The sequence below is a fragment of the Micromonospora sp. NPDC005324 genome (assembly GCF_040607155.1).
GTDB classification, from domain to species: domain Bacteria; phylum Actinomycetota; class Actinomycetes; order Mycobacteriales; family Micromonosporaceae; genus Micromonospora; species Micromonospora trifolii.
This window is the reverse complement of sequence record NZ_JBEXGE010000001.1, coordinates 214,814-230,870: the sequence shown is the minus strand read 5'-3', so window position 1 is coordinate 230,870 and position 16,057 is coordinate 214,814. Positions and strand designations below refer to the sequence as shown.

At 72.4% G+C, this 16,057-nt stretch carries 17 protein-coding genes; 7 read left to right on the top strand and 10 right to left on the bottom strand.

What is annotated here, in order from left to right:
* The first annotated feature begins 120 nt into the window (after positions 1 to 120).
* Genes ABZS40_RS01140 through ABZS40_RS01110 form a run of 7 tightly spaced genes read left to right on the top strand, consistent with a single transcriptional unit; the run spans position 121 to position 8,381 of the window.
* Positions 121 to 1,299 (top strand): hypothetical protein, encoded by a 1,179-nt coding sequence (locus ABZS40_RS01140; protein ID WP_354940397.1) that lies wholly within the window; start codon positions 121 to 123, stop codon positions 1,297 to 1,299.
* The gene (locus tag ABZS40_RS01135) at positions 1,286 to 3,904 is read left to right on the top strand and encodes a nitrate- and nitrite sensing domain-containing protein (RefSeq protein ID WP_354940395.1); all 2,619 of its coding nucleotides are present in this window, start codon (positions 1,286 to 1,288) and stop codon (positions 3,902 to 3,904) included. The genes ABZS40_RS01140 and ABZS40_RS01135 overlap by 14 nt, the downstream gene beginning before the upstream one ends.
* A complete protein-coding gene (locus tag ABZS40_RS01130; protein WP_030490063.1) occupies positions 3,901 to 4,374 on the top strand; it encodes a roadblock/LC7 domain-containing protein in 474 nt (157 codons plus the stop codon). Before ABZS40_RS01135 ends, ABZS40_RS01130 begins: the two co-directional genes overlap by 4 nt.
* Entirely contained in the window at positions 4,371 to 4,859 is a 489-nt protein-coding gene (locus ABZS40_RS01125) for a DUF742 domain-containing protein (RefSeq protein WP_354940392.1), read from the top strand. Before ABZS40_RS01130 ends, ABZS40_RS01125 begins: the two co-directional genes overlap by 4 nt.
* Entirely contained in the window at positions 4,837 to 5,592 is a 756-nt protein-coding gene (locus ABZS40_RS01120; protein WP_354940389.1) for an ATP/GTP-binding protein, read from the top strand. The genes ABZS40_RS01125 and ABZS40_RS01120 overlap by 23 nt, the downstream gene beginning before the upstream one ends.
* Positions 5,593 to 5,630: 38 nt before the next feature.
* A complete protein-coding gene (locus tag ABZS40_RS01115; RefSeq protein WP_354940386.1) occupies positions 5,631 to 6,131 on the top strand; it encodes a hypothetical protein in 501 nt (166 codons plus the stop codon).
* A 36-nt stretch (positions 6,132 to 6,167) separates the two neighbouring features.
* Positions 6,168 to 8,381 (top strand): AAA family ATPase, encoded by a 2,214-nt coding sequence (locus tag ABZS40_RS01110; protein ID WP_354940383.1) that lies wholly within the window; start codon positions 6,168 to 6,170, stop codon positions 8,379 to 8,381.
* 31 nt (positions 8,382 to 8,412) lie between these two features.
* On the opposite strand, the gene ABZS40_RS01105 is transcribed toward ABZS40_RS01110, so the two are convergent.
* From ABZS40_RS01105 to ABZS40_RS01060, 10 genes are all read right to left on the bottom strand, one after another.
* Positions 8,413 to 8,922, bottom strand: coding sequence for a GNAT family N-acetyltransferase (locus tag ABZS40_RS01105; protein WP_354940380.1), 510 nt, complete (start codon positions 8,920 to 8,922; stop codon positions 8,413 to 8,415).
* Between the two features lie 149 nt (positions 8,923 to 9,071).
* Positions 9,072 to 9,959, bottom strand: a complete 888-nt coding sequence (locus ABZS40_RS01100; RefSeq protein ID WP_354940377.1) for a hypothetical protein — start codon at positions 9,957 to 9,959, stop codon at positions 9,072 to 9,074.
* A complete protein-coding gene (locus tag ABZS40_RS01095; protein WP_354940373.1) occupies positions 9,928 to 10,527 on the bottom strand; it encodes a DUF3618 domain-containing protein in 600 nt (199 codons plus the stop codon). Before ABZS40_RS01095 ends, ABZS40_RS01100 begins: the two co-directional genes overlap by 32 nt.
* Positions 10,528 to 10,549: 22 nt before the next feature.
* Positions 10,550 to 10,945: a phage holin family protein gene (locus ABZS40_RS01090; RefSeq protein ID WP_354940370.1), complete on the bottom strand. Its 396-nt coding sequence runs from the start codon at positions 10,943 to 10,945 to the stop codon at positions 10,550 to 10,552.
* Positions 10,942 to 11,580 (bottom strand): hypothetical protein, encoded by a 639-nt coding sequence (locus tag ABZS40_RS01085; protein WP_354940367.1) that lies wholly within the window; start codon positions 11,578 to 11,580, stop codon positions 10,942 to 10,944. The genes ABZS40_RS01090 and ABZS40_RS01085 overlap by 4 nt, the downstream gene beginning before the upstream one ends.
* Before the next feature lie 193 nt (positions 11,581 to 11,773).
* Positions 11,774 to 12,181 carry a DUF3263 domain-containing protein gene (locus ABZS40_RS01080; RefSeq protein ID WP_354940364.1) on the bottom strand — a complete coding sequence of 136 codons (408 nt, stop codon included), beginning with the start codon at positions 12,179 to 12,181 and terminating at the stop codon, positions 11,774 to 11,776.
* Positions 12,182 to 12,291: 110 nt separating this feature from the next.
* Positions 12,292 to 13,308 carry an ABC transporter permease subunit gene (locus tag ABZS40_RS01075; protein WP_354940361.1) on the bottom strand — a complete coding sequence of 339 codons (1,017 nt, stop codon included), beginning with the start codon at positions 13,306 to 13,308 and terminating at the stop codon, positions 12,292 to 12,294.
* Positions 13,305 to 14,315 (bottom strand): ATP-binding cassette domain-containing protein, encoded by a 1,011-nt coding sequence (locus ABZS40_RS01070; RefSeq protein WP_091403013.1) that lies wholly within the window; start codon positions 14,313 to 14,315, stop codon positions 13,305 to 13,307. Before ABZS40_RS01070 ends, ABZS40_RS01075 begins: the two co-directional genes overlap by 4 nt.
* Positions 14,316 to 14,334: 19 nt before the next feature.
* On the bottom strand, positions 14,335 to 15,735 hold the full coding sequence (gene tnpB / locus ABZS40_RS01065) for an IS607 family element RNA-guided endonuclease TnpB (protein WP_354940358.1): 1,401 nt from the start codon (positions 15,733 to 15,735) through the stop codon (positions 14,335 to 14,337).
* Positions 15,732 to 15,929, bottom strand: a complete 198-nt coding sequence (locus ABZS40_RS01060) for a hypothetical protein (RefSeq protein ID WP_354940356.1) — start codon at positions 15,927 to 15,929, stop codon at positions 15,732 to 15,734. The genes tnpB and ABZS40_RS01060 overlap by 4 nt, the downstream gene beginning before the upstream one ends.
* Positions 15,930 to 16,057 lie beyond the last annotated feature (128 nt).

Genomic DNA, 16,057 nt, shown 5'->3' with positions numbered 1-16,057 from the left:
TGACTCGCCGAGTGAGGTCTGACCAGGCGAGGGTTCGATTAGTTTTCCGGTCCGGTGCACGGGACTTGTCGGCCAGCCCGACGCCGCGCCGATCAGCGCCCCACGCCGGAGGAGACATACATGACAGTCCCCGCGCCGCGGGCCCGTCGACGGCCGTCCACGCTGGGCCGGCTGCTGCCTCTGCTGCTCATCGGAGCACTGCTGGCACCGTTGGGCCTGCTCGTCACGTCGAACTGGCGGCAGGCCACCGACGACCGGGACCTCGCCGCCCGGGAACGGCTCGGCGTGCAGTACCTCACCGCGCTGGCGGCGGTCACCAACGCCCTCGTGGAGGCCCAGTCCAACGCGGTCAACGGCCGCCCGGTGGCCCGGGAGGCGTTGAACGGGGCGGTCGAGGAGGCCGCCGCGGTGGACGCCCGCATCGGTGGGGAGCTGCTCAGCCAGGAACGCTGGGCCGGCGTACGGGCCAAGCTGGAGGCGCTGCGCGGCCGGAGCGCCGCCGACCCCGAGGCCGCCTTCACCGCTTACGGCGAGGTCTCCGACCTGCTGATGGCCCTGCACCGGAAGGTCCGGGAGAGCTCCGGGCTGGTCCGCGACCCCGAGGCCGACTCGTTCTTCCTCCAGGCCAGCGCCGGCCAGGAACTGCCCGAGGCGGTGGTCGCCGCCGGCCGGCTGGCCGACCTCGCCACGTTGGTCTCCCGCCGGCCGGCCGTCGAGCAACCGCGCGGCCTGCTGGAGCTGACCGGCCTGCGGGTGTCCGCCCTGGCCCCCGCCGCCGACCTCGTCGACAACCTTCGCTCGGCCGTGGACGGTTCGGAGAGCACCGACCTCGGTGCCAACGTGCTGACCCCGCTGGACACCTACCAGCGTTCGGTGGAGGCGCTTGCCGCGTACTCCGTACCGGCCAAGGACACCGGCGTGGTCAACCCGGGCCAGTTGAGTGCCGCAGCGCTCAACTCGCACCGCTCGGCCCGCCAACTTCAGCCGGTCATCCTCACCGAGCTGGACGCGCTGCTGGCCGAGCGCATCGACCGGCTCAACCGGGACCGCTGGCTGACCGCCGGGGCGGGTGTCGTCGCCGTCCTGCTACTGGGCTGGCTCGCCGCCCTGCTGGTCGCCGCCGGTCGCCGGGCCCACCGTCGGGCCGCCCTGGCCGCGACCCACGCGGAGAGCCCCGACACCCCGCCACACCGCGACCCGTGGCAACCGCCCGCCGACGAGGCGCGTGCGCTGCAACAGGTCGGCGCTGCCCGCGACCCGGAGACCGCACAGTGGGGGGCGTTCGATGCTGCTCGGTAGGCTCCGGATCCGCGGCAAGCTCGCGCTGCTCGTGGTGATTCCCCTGCTCAGCATGGTCGGCCTGGCCGTGCCGGTCATGCTCGACCGGGTGTCTGCGGCACAGCGCGCCGGCGACACCGCCGAACGGGTCCGGCTCGCCAGCCGGGTCGGCAGCCTGGTCCAGGACCTCCAGCAGGAACGCATCCTCTCCGTCGGCTTCCTGCTCGGCCGGGTCGAACGCAGTGAGCTGGTTCGCAAGTCCGCCGACGTGGACGATCGAGTGGCCGACCTCCGGGCGGCGCGGAGCGACGCGCTGACCGACCAGGTCGACCGCGCCCTCGACCGAGTGTCCAGCCTCATCGACCTGCGCACGGCAGTCCTGGCCCGGGCCGCCAACCCGGGTCAGGTGATGGACGCGTTCGGCCCGGTCAACAAGGGGATCATCGAGTCCCTGCGGCTCGTGGTCGGGGTGGACACCGACACGTTGCCGGGCCGTCAGGTACTCGCCCTCGACGGGCTGCTCCGCGCCGACGAGGGCCTGGGCACCTGCGCCACCCTGAGCCTGCTGGTCAAGGCGATCGGCACCCCGGACACCACCGCCGGGTACGTGGCGTGCATCGCCGCGCTGATGGTCGACAACTCGCGCTTCCGCAGCCTGATCACGCCCGAACAGCTCACTGTGGCCCAGCTCAACGACGCGGCCGTGGCCGCGCGTACCAGCCCCGACTTCCTGGTCAGAAGCGCCCGGGACCCGGCCGCCGCGGTCCGCGACGTGCCGCTGGAGGCGCTCTTCCCGGCCGTCCGCACGATGATCCGGCTCGGTCAGTTCGTCGAGAAGAAGCTGGTCGCCGACGTGCTCGCCGCGGTGACGGCAGAGCAGCGGCGCGCGCTGACCGCCGCGTACCTGGTCGGTGCGGCGACGGCGTTGATCCTGACGCTGGTGGTGCTGCTCAGCGTGGCGGTGGCGCGGACGGTGGCCCGACCACTGACCCGACTCACCCGCTCGGCCGACCGGGTCGCCCGGGTCGCCGAGGCGGAGCTGGTCCGGGTCACCGACGACGAGGCGGAGAGACCTCAAGCGGTCCGGCTGGAGCCGGTGGACATCCGCGCCAACGACGAGATCGGTGACCTGGCGCGGGCCTTCGACCGGGTGCAGAACACAGCGGCCCAACTGGTCGAACGGCAGGTCGCCGGCCGACGCAACGTGGCGCAGATGTTCGGCCACGTCGGACGGCGTACCCAGAACCTGGTGGGTCGGCAGATCGCGCTGATCGACCGGCTGGAGCAGCAGGAGGCCGACCCGGGCCGCCTGGAGCACCTGTACCGACTCGACCACATATCCAGCCGGTTGCGGCGCAACGCCGGCAGCCTCGTGGTGCTCTCCGGCTCGGCCGGGGCCGACGCGCACACCGCGCCGGTGCCGCTGGCCGACGTGGTCCGGTTGGCGCTCGGTGAGATCGAGGACTACACCCGGGTGGAGGTGCAGGTGCCGGCGGGCGTATCGGCCGCGCCGGCAGTGGTCGGTGACCTCGTCCTGGCGCTGGCCGAGCTGATGGAGAACGCCACGGTCTTCTCCCCGCCGCACACCCGGGTGCTGGTGGCCGCCGAGACGTCCGGCCTCGGCGCGCGGCTCACAGTGGTGGACCACGGCATCGGCATGAGCGAACAACGACTCGCCGAGGAGAACGCCCGGTTCACCCGCCGGGAACGGCTCGACCTGGCCCCGACCGAGGTGCTCGGGCTCTTCGTGGTGGGCCGGTTGGCCCGTCGGCACGGCTGGCAGGTCGCCCTGGCCGCCACCGGCGGCGGTGGGGTGACCGCACAGGTGGAGATCCCGTCGACGTCGCTGGTGCTGCGCCGCGCCGACCGGGCCGGGGCCGCCGTGGCCCGCGCCGCGGTGCCGGATCGGGACCGGCGTACGACGGCGAAGCTCGACCCCGAGCGGGACGCGCGACCCAGCGCGGTGGCCATCGCCGTGCCGGCCCGCTTCGACTCCGACCTGCTGAGCCGGGCCACCCGCAGCCTGGACGCCGGCCCATCCTGGAACGCGTTCGGTCAGGGCCAGCCGGAGCAGGCCGTTCCCGAGCCCCAGAGCCCGGAACCGGCGGGCAAGCCGGGCGGGCCACGGGTGCGGCAGCGGGTGCCCGGGGCGACGCTGCACGCCACCGCCGCGACGAGCCGGCCGGTGGACGCCACCGGCGCGGACCCCGCCGCCGCCCGCGCGCTGGTCGAGGCCTTCCAAGCCGGTGTACGCCGCGCCGAGTTGCACGTGACGCCGGGCCTCGACGCCGCGTCGGCGCGGACGGCCGGCGACCCGACGGCTGGCGCCGGAGCGGCCATGGTGGACTTGGGTGCGACCGTCGACCTGCCCAGCACCCCGGGAGGCGCCGGCCCCACGGTGCCGCGTGGTGGTGGCTCGACCGATGCCGCACCGGAGCGGCCCCGGTTGAGCCGACGGGTGCCGGGAGCGAACCTCACCGCCATCCCGGTCTGCCAACCGCTCAGCACCCACCTCGGAGACCCGGCCGAGGTCCGCGACCTCATCAGCGAGTTCGAGGCGGGCGTCGCCCGCGCTCTCCGCGAAGTCAGCCCCGACCACCGGAACGAAGAAGGATCATCACGGTGACCAGCCCCTTCCTGCACGACAATGTCGACCAGACCCAGCCGAGCGCCAATGGGGACCTCAGCCCGGAGGCCCGTACGTTCAACTGGCTGCTGGACTCCTTCACCTCCAGCACCGCCGGGGTCCTGGAGGCGATCGCGGTCTCCTCGGACGGTCTGCTGATGGCCATGTCGGCGATCAAGGATCGGTCCAACGCGGAGCGGTTGGCCGCCGTCGTGTCCGGAATGACCAGCCTCGCCGGTGGGGCCGCCAGTTGGTACGCCCTCGGCGGCCTGAACCGGGTGATCGTCGACATGGCCGACGGCTACCTGCTGATCAGCGCGATCAGCAGCGGTTCCGTGCTCGGGGTGGTCGCCGACCGTTCGGCGAACCTCGGCACCGTCGCGTACGAGATGACGCTCTTCGCCGGGCGGGCCGGTGGCGCCCTGACCCCGCGACTGATCGTCGAGTTGAAGAACGCCGTTCAGCAGTGACCCCCGACGTCGCCGGCGAGGATCCGGATCCGGAACCCAGGGTTCGGATCCGCCCGTACCTGCGCACGTCACCCCCGACCGGGGACGCAGCGCCGGCGACACCGGCGCTGCCCGAGCCGGCGCCGGACGGGGACCAACCCCCCGGTCCCCGCCCGTTCGTGCTCACCTCCGGGCGGGTTGCGGGTGCCGACCCGGCGATCGGGCTGGAGACCCAGGTGACCGCCCGCATGGACAGCGGCTGGTGGGCCGGCCCACCCGGCGCCCTGCTGGCACCGGAACTTCAGACGATCATCGCGCTCTGCGCCGAGCCGATCTCGGTGGCCGAGATCTCGGCCCGCGCCCGACTGCACTTCGGCGTGACGCGGGTCCTGGTCGGCGATCTACGCGCCGCCGGGCACCTGGACGTGCACGTGACCGACACCGACGACGCTGTCGACCCCGATCTCATCCTGCGAGTGATTGATGGACTCCGTGCGATCTCCTGAATGGCCGGTCGCCCCGCTCGGCGGGGTCGCCGCGAACAGCGCCGCCGCCCGATACGGCATGTCCCCGGGGACCGGGCCGATAGTCGGGCGGGCCGGCCCACCGCCGACCGCACCGCCGCCGTACCGGCCCTCGTCCGGCACCGGGTCGGCCCCTTCGGCCGGTAAGCCGAGCGCCCCGCCGATCCCGGTCAAGATCCTGGTGGCCGGCGGGTTCGGGGTGGGCAAGACCACCACAGTGGGTGCGATCTCCGAGATCGCGCCCCTGACCACCGAGGCTGAGATGACCAGCGCCGGGATCGGCGTGGACGACCCGGGTGCCCGTTCCACCAAGACCACCACCACTGTGGCGATGGACTTCGGCTGTGTGACGATCGACCGCAGCCTGAAGCTCTACCTGTTCGGCACGCCGGGGCAGACCCGATTCGGCTTCATGTGGGACGACCTGGCCCGGGGAGCGCTCGGCGCGCTGGTGGTGGTGGACAGCGCCCGGCTCGACGACTGCTACCCGGCGATCGACTTCTTCGAGCGGGCCGGGCTGCCGTTCGTCGTCGGGGTCAACGCCTTCGACGGGCGCCTGGCACTGGAACTCGGCGAGATCCGTTGGGCGCTGGCCATCGGCGATCAGGTACCCCTGGTGCAGTTCGATGCCCGCGACCGGCTCTCGGTACGGGACGCCCTACTGGTCGTCCTGGACCGCGCGCTGGACCGCGCCACCCGGGACAGGAGGGCCTGAGCCGACCAGCTCCGGCCATGGCGGGAAGAGGTGATCTGGTGAGGGGCGACCTGGACGAGACGCTGGCCCGGCTGGCCCGACGTGAGGAGGCGTCGCGCCGTCGGGCCACCGACCGTGACGACACCACAGCACGGTCGAGCCCGCCCGGCCTCGGCGGCGACACCCGCAACGCCCGGCCGGGCCGGCACGCGGGGGTGGAGGCCCCGAGCGAGGTGCCCGGATGGGGGCCGGTCGAGGAGGTGGCCGAGGCGATCCGCCAGGTCGTCGGGACCTACCCCGGGCTGGCGGTGACAGTGCAGGTGGAGCACGCCGGGCGGACGTACCCGATGCGGGTCTCCTGGGACGGGCCTGCCGTCACTGTCGGAGCGGTTCCCCCGCCGACGCCGGTGCAATCCCCGCCGACCTGGCCGCTCTCCGGCCGGACGGTGCCCGCCTGGGCGCCCGGTCCGGACGGGTTGACCCCGGACCCGGCGGCCCGGTTGGCCGAGCTGATCCGACGCGACCCGACGTTGTTGGACGAGCTGGATCCGGGCCGCTGACCGGCGGGGGTGGCTGGCGGCGGCTACGGTCGGGCAGTGGCGCAACCCGACCTGACCTTGACGGCGAGCCTGCGGCCGGCGGCGCTGGACGCCCGACGGGGCATCGTGCGCCTGCACCCGGAGGCGCTGACCGCGCTGGGGCTGCGCCCCGGCGACCCGGTCCGCCTCGCCGGCCGCCGGGAGACGGCCGGGATCGCGGCGGCCGCCGGGCCGGGCGCGAGCACCGCCCTGCTGTACGCCGATGACCTGACGTTGGGCAACCTGGGTCTGCGCGACGGCGGTCAGGTGCGGGTGAGCCCGATGCCGTTGGTGCCGGCGAGCCGGGTCGTCCTGGCCGGGCCGGTGGGGGTCGTCGCGGCGGTCAGCCCGGAGATGCTCCGGCTCGCCCTGCTGGGCAAGGTGCTCACCGCCGGGGACGACGTGTCGCTGCTGCCACAGGATGTGCTGCCGGACGCTTCGGTCCGCAGCCTGGTCGAGGCGGCGCGGCGCAGCCTCGCCAACGCCGTCGGCTTCGCCTGGACCAGCACGCTGCTCAGCGTGGTCACTGTCGAGCCGGCGGCCGGCGCGCTGGTCACCATGGGCACATCGATCGCCTGGGAACACGGTGCGACGACACACGGCGGGCCTGCCCTGGTCGGCACCGCGTCGACCCGGCCGGGTACGAGCGCCGACGCTGTTGCGGCGGAGGACGTGCCCGACGTGGACGAGTTGCCCGGGCTGCGGGCCCAGGCCGAGGAGTTGACCGAGCTGCTGGACCTCGGCTTCCACCACCGGGAGGTGCTGGGCCGGCTCGGCACCACCATCTCGTTGGGGGTGTTGCTCGTCGGCCCGGCGGGCTCCGGGAAGTCGGCGCTGGTCCGGGCCGTGGCCGCCCGGGTCGGTGCCCGCGTCCACCCGCTCTGGGCGCCGGAGGTGGCCGCGCTGGCCAGTCAGGCCGCCGCCGAGCGGTTGCGGGTCGCGGCATCGGCCGCCCGGGCCGAAGGGCCGGCGGTACTGCTGGTCAGCGATGTCGAGGCGCTCGCACCCGCCGACGAGCCCGGTCCGGTGGCGACCGTGTTCCGTCAGGTGCTGGCGGAGAGCGTCCGCGCCGGCGTCGCAGTGGTCTGCACCACCGGCCGACCGGAGGCGGTCGACCCCGCACTGCGCGCGCCCGACCTGCTGTCACTGCGGATCAGCGTCCCGCTCCCGGATCAGGCGCTGCGTCGCGAACAGCTCACCGTGCTGACCCGGCAGGTGCCGCTGGCCGACGACGTGCGGCTGGACGAGGTGGCCGCGCGTACCCCCGGGTTCGTCGCGGCGGACCTGGCCGCACTGGTCCGGGAGGCCGGGGTACGCGCGGCGCTGCGGCAGAAGTCCGCCGAGACGCCGACGGTGTCGATGGCCGACTTCACCGCCGCCCGGGAGGTGGTCCGGCCCACCACGATGGCGGCCTCCACACTGGATCTCGCCTCGGTGACCCTGGACGACGTAGGTGGCCTGGACGAGGTCAAGCAGACGCTGACCGAGTCGGTGCTGTGGCCGCTGACCTACCCGGACACCTTCGCCCGGCTCGGCGTGCAGCCGCCGCGCGGCGTGCTGCTCTACGGGCCGCCGGGCTGCGGCAAGACCTACCTGGTCACCGCCCTGGCCGGGTCGGGGCGGGCCAACGTGCTGTCGGTCAAGGGCGCCGAACTGCTCTCCAAGTGGGTCGGTGAGAGCGAACGCGCGGTCCGCGAGCTGTTCCGTCGGGCCCGGGAGGCGGCCCCCACGCTGATCTTCCTGGACGAGGTGGACGCGCTGGCGCCGGTACGCGGCCAGGCCACCGACGGGGGCACCACGGACCGGGTGGTCGCCGCCCTGCTCACCGAGTTGGACGGGGTGGAGACGCTGCGCAACGTGGTCGTGGTCGGTGCGACGAACCGGCCGGACCTGGTCGACCCGGCGCTGCTGCGGCCGGGCCGGTTGGAGCGGCTGGTCTACGTGCCACCACCGGACGGGCCCGCCCGCGCGGAGATCCTGCGGGCCGCGTCCCGGCAGGTGCCGTTGGCGCCGGACGTCGACCTGCCCGCCCTCGGCGACGAGCTGACCGGCTTCTCCGCCGCGGACTGTGCGGCGCTGATCCGCGAGGCGGCGCTGGCCGCGATGCGTGAGTCGCTCGCCGCCGCCACGGTCACCGCCGAGCACGTGTCGACAGCACGGGCCCGGGTACGACCGTCGCTGGACCCGGCCCAGGTCGCCGGTCTGGCCGCGTACGCCGCCAACCGGGAGTGATCAGAGCAGGACAACCCTCTCTCGCGCCGCCTCAGAAGGCGGGCGGCGTCGAATCGAGGCAGATCTCGGCGCGTACCTTGCCGTCGTCCTCGCGCAGTTTCGCGCCGCACTTCCGCAGGACCGACACCGCGCCGATGTTGTCCGGGGTCGTCTCGGCGACCACCGCCCGCATGCCCGCCCGAGCGGCGGCGTTCAGCAGCTCCCGTAGGGCGGCCGCGCCGATACCCTGCCCGCGCGCCGACCGGCCGAGCCACATCCCCGTCTCCACAGTGCGGGGCTCGTCACAGCGCGTCATCCGCACCATGCCCATCACCTCGCCGCCGACGAGGATGGCGTACATCTGCGAACCGGTCGGGCCGTCCAGCCCGCCGAAGCTCGCCCGGTGGAATTCGCGAAACGCCTCGCGACGGGCGAGCGACCAGCCGGCGGGCGCCTCGACCGGGGGCATCACGTCACAGGGCTCCGCCTCCGCAGCCGCTACGGAGAGCAACGGCTCCAGGTTCCGTTCGTCCACCGGCTCCAGCCGGACCGCACCCGCCACGTGCCGCAGTCTGCCGCTCTCATCGGCCGAAGTCCACCCCATTGGCCATCCACTGGCGGTCCGGACAGCGGTACCGGCCGGTCGGGCGGCCCGGGTGTTCCACATCACGCTCTGTTGTCACCCGACCGGGTGTCAAGGTGCCAAAACGCCTACCCGAACTCGCAGAACACCACCGAGGCGTCGTCGGTGGACTTGTGTCGGCGCAGCCGGTCGGGGTGGTCGCGCTCTGCGTCCCGCACCCGGTCGATCAACGCGCCCGGACCGTCAGCGGTCAACAGGTCCAGCAGACCGGCCCAGTCGATCAGCGCGAACTGCTCCACCGCGCTGGACGCGCCGTCACTGAGCAGCGCCGCCCGCCGTAGCTCCCCGGGACCGTGCCGGGGCGCGGTCCCGGTCACCGCGTGGAAGGCCGCGTCCGGGTCGGAGGCCGCCACCCAGTAGCCGTGGGTGCGGTTCATCCGCTCCCGCTGGACGGTCACGGCGTGCCGGAACCGCGTGACCGGGTCCTCCGCGCCGCCCGGCAGGACGGCCACTGTCTCCCGCAGCTCCGCCATCGCCGCGTCCAGCCGGTTGTCGGTGACCACGCTGACCTTCCCGCCGGTGTCGAGGACCAGCGGGCTGTCACAGAGCACCAGATAGTCCACCTGGTCGCCGCAGTCCCGCAGGAGGCAGACAGTGCTGGACGGGGTGCCCGGATGGTCGAGGTCGCACTGCCCGCCGTGGTCGGCGCGCACCGCGAGGATGGCCGCGGCCAGGTTGCTGGTCAGCCGGGCGGCGGGGCGCACCGCCTCGGCGACGCCGATCCGGGCCGCCAGGTGCCGGACGTACCACTCGGGCCCGTGCACGCAGCCGGTGTCGAAGCCGTCCGGCACCGTCGCGCCGTCCAGGACACCGACCAGCGGGCCGAACCGGAAGACCAGGTCCTCGTTGACCGGCCGGCCCGGGGCCGGCGCGGACGCGGATCGTACCCGCATCACCGGCGCCGGCCCCGGCACATCGATCGGGTCAGTGCTGCCGAAGGTCGTCGACGGCCGCATGCGTCTCTCCCTGCACCTGACCGGCGGCCGAACGGCCCTGGTCGCGTACCGCGGACACGCCCTGCTGGGCGCTGGACCGGACCGACTGCGCCGCCTGCTGCGCAGGCTCCCGCAGGTTGTCCTGCACCTGATGGCCAACCTGGCTCGCCTGCTCGCGCAGCTGATCGGAGTGCTCACTCACCATGCCCCGCGCGCGTCCGGCGAGTTGCCGCTCACGCCCGCTCGGCGGAATCAGGGAGGCGGCCAGCAGACCGACTCCGAAGGCGACCAGGCCGGCGGCCATCGGGTTGCCCTGAGCCTGCTCGCGGGAGTGCTGCCCGAGTGAACGGGTTTCGTCGCGTACCGAACCGGCCGCGTACGACATCCGTTGGCCGGCCTCCTGCCCCAGGTGGTTCGAGCTGCCCATCATCTTCTCCTTCGCTCGGGTGAACGCCCCGCGGGCCTGCCCGACGCGGTCACCGGCGATCCGACGCGGGTTGACCTTGTCGGTCAGCGCGTCGACGTCACTGCTCAACTCGTTGCGGGTGCTCTCGATCTCCCGCCGGATTTGATCCGGATCACTGGACATGAGCTGTTCCCTCCCGAATCGTTCACCGACCCCGCAGGGCGTCCGGCAGCTCCCGGGCAGTCTGCTTCGTCCGGGGCAGAACCGCACGAGCCCGCTTCAGCTGGGTCCGGGCGTTGATGAAGAGCCCACCGGCCACGGCGGCCCACAGGACCGCGACGATCAGCGCGGCCCATCCCTGGTCCATCGTGTTGGACAGCCCCCACCAGAGGGCGTACGACACGAAGAGCACCGCCAGGAACCCGGCCAGCCCGGCACCGCCGAACATACCGCCGGCCTTGCCCGCCTGGCTGACCTCCTCGCGCAGCTCGGCCTTGGCCAGCTCGACCTCCTTGCGCACCAGAGTGGACATGTCCCGGGTCACCTCGCCGATCAGCTCGCCGACGGAGGCCTGGGTCCGCTCCTTCTCCGGGGCGCTCACGGTGCCACCCCGCCGGGAAGGTTCCGCGCTGGTTCACCGGCGGGCGAGACGTTCTGCGCCCGTGCCGTCCCCACGTACGGCTGTTCACCGGCGTCCGCCGGTGCGCCCTGCGCGGGTGACGGAGCACCGGATGCGCTGCCACCCTGACCGTTGCCCGAGGCCGGCGCGGTCAGGCCACGGGTGAGCCGCCCGACCAGGAGCCCGGCCACCGCCGCGCCCGCGAGGAACGTCGTCGGATGGTGCCGCGCGTACGTGCGAACCTCGTCGAGCACCTCGCCGGGTTCTCGCTCGTCGAGCCAACCGGCGGCCTGCTGGGCGGCGTCGGCCGCCTTGCGCACCACCTGACCGGCCAGCCCGGAATCGCCGTCCCGTTCGGCCATCGAACTGAGGTTCTGGCCCAGGTCCCGCAGGCCCGCAGCGGCCCGCCGCTGCTGCGTCTGCGCCTGGTCCCGAAGCTGCCCGGTGGCTTCCCCGGTCAACTGCTGGGCCTGTCGCCGCGCCTCTGCGGCCACCTGCCCGCCCTGCTCAGCTGCGGTGTGGGCGACCTGACCCCCGGCCTGCGCGGCCTGCTGGCCGACGCGTGAGGCTTCCTGGCGGGCCTGCTGCCCTCTGCCGCTCTGGTTCGTTGCCGTCATACCCCGCTCCCTTCCTGAGCCCGAGGTCGCAAGCAACCTCGGCGCGCCTCCCGCCTACCCGCCTGCCCAGCGGCCATGCGGCTGGCTGAGCAGACCGGCGACCGACGCCGCGATCTTGCACTTTGTGTCCGGACAAAGATGTGCAAAAGCTCGCAAAGCGGCGACAGGAAGTGCAAGATCGCGGAGCGCAGGATCAGCGGCGGCGGTTACGGGCGCGCGACGAGCGCAAGCGGCGGAGTCGGCTTATCAACACGGGGTCGGCGGCGAGGGCGGCCGGATTGTCCAGCAGGCCGTTGAGCAGTTGGTAGTACCGGGTCGACGAGATCCCGAAGGTGTCCCGGACGGCCTGTTCCTTGGCGCCGGCGTGCCGCCACCACTGCTGCTCGAAGGCGAGGATGGCCCGCTCCCGCTCGGTGAGCCCCGCCGCGGGACCAGCGGGATGAGTGGGCTGGGCCGCCTCGTCGGCGGGTGGCGCGTCGGCGGTCTCGATGGACGGCGCCGGTCGGGGAGTCGGGACGGTCGGCCCGGCAGCACCCGTGACCTCACCCGGATGAGCGTCGATGGACGGCTCGGGGGCGGCCGGGGTGGTGTCGGCGGACATGTCGTTCAGCCTAGTCAGCGGCGACCAGGGACGCAGCAGGCGGCGCGGCCGGTCCGTACCGCCGGGAACCCCGACGGCCGGACCGGCCGCGCCGCGTCACTTCGGTCGAGTCAGGAGATGTCGCGGCGACGCATCGCCCAGAGCGCCGCCCCGAGGATCACCACCACCCCGACCGAGAGCAGGACGGAGGACTGCTGCCACGTGATGTCCATCGTGGCCGGCTTGCACTCCCCGTAGTAGGTCGCGTTGCAGGAGTTCCAGTCCTGCAACGTGACCGTCTTCGTCATCCAGGCCAGCACGTACGTGGGCAGCAGCCAGGCCTCGGCGAACCGCACGCTCGCCATGGACAGCAGGATGCCCAGGCCGAACTGGCCGACCACCATCACCGCCACCACGCCCCCGAGGGCCATCGCGGTGTGCCGACCGAGCGAGGCGAGGGCGAAGCCGATGGTGGTGAGCACCAACACCAGCACCACGCCGCGTACGCCGGTCAGCATGAACGACTGCCAGACCCCCGAGGTCATCTTCTCGGTGCTGCCCCGGAAGTTGGCGACCGCCCAGAACCCGGCAAACCACAGCACCGCGGCAGGAAGCGTCACCGCCAGGATGCCGGTGAGCAGCGCGGCCAGCTTGGTGAGCAGTACGGTGAGCCGCTTCGGCCGCCAGAGCAGCAGGTTCATCATGCCGCCGGTGCTCCACTCGGCGCCCACGAAGGACGCGCCGACGACGAACCCGACCAGGGCGAGGATCGCCGCGAACGGGATCAGGGTCTCGTCGAACGTCTCCTTGAAGTCGAACGTCGACGGCAGGAACCAACTCGCCTCGATCTGGTCCCGAGACGGGGCCGTGATCATCGAGCAGTCGGGCGGGTAGCGACCGTCGGTCGCCGTGCCGGCCGTCTTGGCCTGCTCACACGCGGTGCGCTCCTGCTCGCTCCAACGCACCTGCTCCTGGTACTGCTGGTCGGCCTGACGCTCGGCCTGAGCGAGCTGGCCGGCGTCGATCTTCTGGTTGGTGAAGAACACCCCGACCACCACCGCTGCCAGCACCAGCAGGCCCAGCAGTGTCATGTAGCGGGTGAAACGCCGCTTGCTGAGCCGGCGAAGCTCGGTACGAAAGAGGCTCACGCGCCCCACCCTCCCCCGGCGGGACCGGGCTGACCCGTCCCGCCGACCTTCATGGACTCGTCGACCTGCCGGTGCTGACCGGGTACCGGCGCGGTGGCGGTCAGTTCGAGGAAGACGCTCTCCAGGTCGACGGCGATCGGCGCCAACTCACTGACGTAGAGATTCTTCTCGGCGAGCAGCCGGGTCACCGACGCCGGCTTGTCGACGCCGGCCAGCATCAGGTGGTCCGGGTGACCGGTGACCCGGATCCCGGCCTGGGTGAGCGCCTCGGTGGCCACCGGCAGGTCGCTGACCGCCTCCAGCCGGATCCGGACCGCACCGGACGAGTGCTGCGCGAGCACCTCGTCGACCGGGCCGAACGCGACCCGCCGGCCCAGCGAGATGATGGTCACCGAGTCGCAGATCAGCTGGATCTCACCGAGGATGTGGCTGGACAGCACCACTGTCATTCCGGACTCGGCGAGGGTGCGCATCAGCGTGCGCATCTCCCGGATGCCGCCCGGGTCGAGGCCGTTGGCCGGCTCGTCGAGGATGAGCAGCTTCGGGTTCTTCAGCAAGGCCGAGGCCACGGCGAGCCGCTGCTTCATGCCCAACGAGTACGTCTTGACCCGCTCGCCGGACCGGTCGCGCAGCCCGACGAGTTCCAGCACCTCGTCGACCCGGACGGCCGGCACCTCGCCCGCTCCCGCGAGCAGGGACAGCGTGTCCCGGGCCGTGAAGTGCGGGAAGAACTGCGGGCTCTCCACGATCGCGCCGACCTGGCCGGCGACAGTGGGCAGCGCGTCGGGAACCTCGTGCCCGAGCAGCGCCATCCGGCCACCGTCGGGTCGGATCAGGCCGAGCAGGGTACGCAGCGTGGTGGTCTTGCCGGACCCGTTGGGGCCCAGGAAGCCGTGCACCTGCCCTGCGTCGACCCGCATGTCGAAGCCGTCGAGCGCGTTGCGGGTGCCGCGTCGACGACTCTTGTACGTCTTACGTAGACCTTCGATCTCCAGGACAGCTGGCAAGCTGCACCTCCGTTATCTATCAGTGCGCTGTAGTAAGCACACGATTGGTAGTCCCGCCTTGCGGTGGGACGGTCCCGGTCTGACCGGCGAACGCCGTGCCGGGTGGACGGTTCATCGCCACCTGCCCAGCGGCGAACTGGGTCCTACGGTCGGCTCCGCGTCCGTTCGAGCCTTGCGGCTGCGGGTGCACGGCCACTCCGGCACCGGTGTTGCTGACGAGTGCCGCGAGGTTACGGGCCGCGTTGTGGTCACGGTCCAAGCTCAGGCCGCACTCTTCACACGTGAGAGTTCGGACCCGCAGCGGCAGCTTGGCTTTCACCGCGCCGCAGGCCGAACAGGTTTTCGACGACGGATACCAGCGATCGGCTACCAGCAGCCGCCCGCCGTTCCAGGCCGTCTTGTAACCCAGCATCCTACGAATGGTGCCGAAACCGCAGTCGGAGATCGCCTTGGCGAGCCTGCGGTTGCGGACCATCCCGGCGACGTTGAGGTCTTCCACCACCACCGTGCCGTATTCGGCGGCAAGGCCGGTGGTGAGCTTGTGCAGGCCGTCGCGGCGCAGGTTTGCCACCCGGGTGTGGGCGCTGGCGAGGTGGGATGCGGCGCGGTGCCACCGCCGCGAGCCCACGATGCGACCGGTACGGCGCTCGGGCCCTTGCCTCCGGGACATGCGCCGGGCGGCGCGTCGTAGCCGACGAGCGGCGCCGGCCAGGTGGCGCGGGTTGTCCACCACCTCGCCAGTGGACAACACTGCAAGGTGTTTGATGCCCACGTCCACGCCGATCGTTGATTTCGGTCGGGCCGGGCGACGGTCAACCTTGTCGACCTCGCACGCGAACGATACGTACCAGCGTCCCCCGGCACGCTTGACGGTGGCGGACAAGATCCGAGCGGTGCCGTTGTCGAGACGGCGGGCGATTGTCCGGGCCGACTCGTGTAACCGCAGCACGCCCAGCCGCGGCAACGTCACATGCCGGCGGTCCCGCTCGACCCGGATGGTGCCGGTGGTGAACGTGCACGACAGCGCATCGCGGCGCTTGCCTTTGAATCGGGGGAACCGCACTGGCGGCCCCTTCCGCTTGCCGGACTTGGAGTCACGCCAGGCGTCCAGGCCACGCACCAGGTTGCGGATCCCAGACGCGTACGCTTCCTTCGAGTTCTCCGCCCACCACGGTGCGACCTCGACCTTGGCTACGTTCCAGCGCTTACGTAGACCGGGCAGCGACCATGACACGAACGGGGTCAGCTGGTCGCCGTTCAGCCCGTAGGACTTCTCCGCTTCGCGCTGGTCCAGTTGGGCCTTGATCAAGCCGAGCCCCCAATTGAACGCCTTGCGCGACGCGCCCGCGTGCGACGTCAGCGCACGCACCTGCGCCGGGCTTGGGTCGAGCGCGAACCGGTACGCCTGGTTGACGATCACGTCGGATCCGTCTTCGTCGCCTCGACTGAACGGCAGATGCGGTTCGCCCGAGCTGCCTGCCGGGCCAGGTCCGTCCTCTGCTCGGCGGAGGAAACGCGGAAGTGCACCACGACCAGCCCGGCGTCCGGGGCTGCGTCCGACAGCGGCTCACCGACCACGAGGAGCCGGCCCAGCCGGTACGTGGGAACAGGCAACCTCCCCGCCGCGTACTACCGCCGGGCGGTTACGTACGAAACAACTGGTCACCGCCGCCCACTCCTTAGATTCACACCGGCCACTGGTTGTCGTCCAAAATCCGCAACGCCGGCAGCTGCCACCCCCA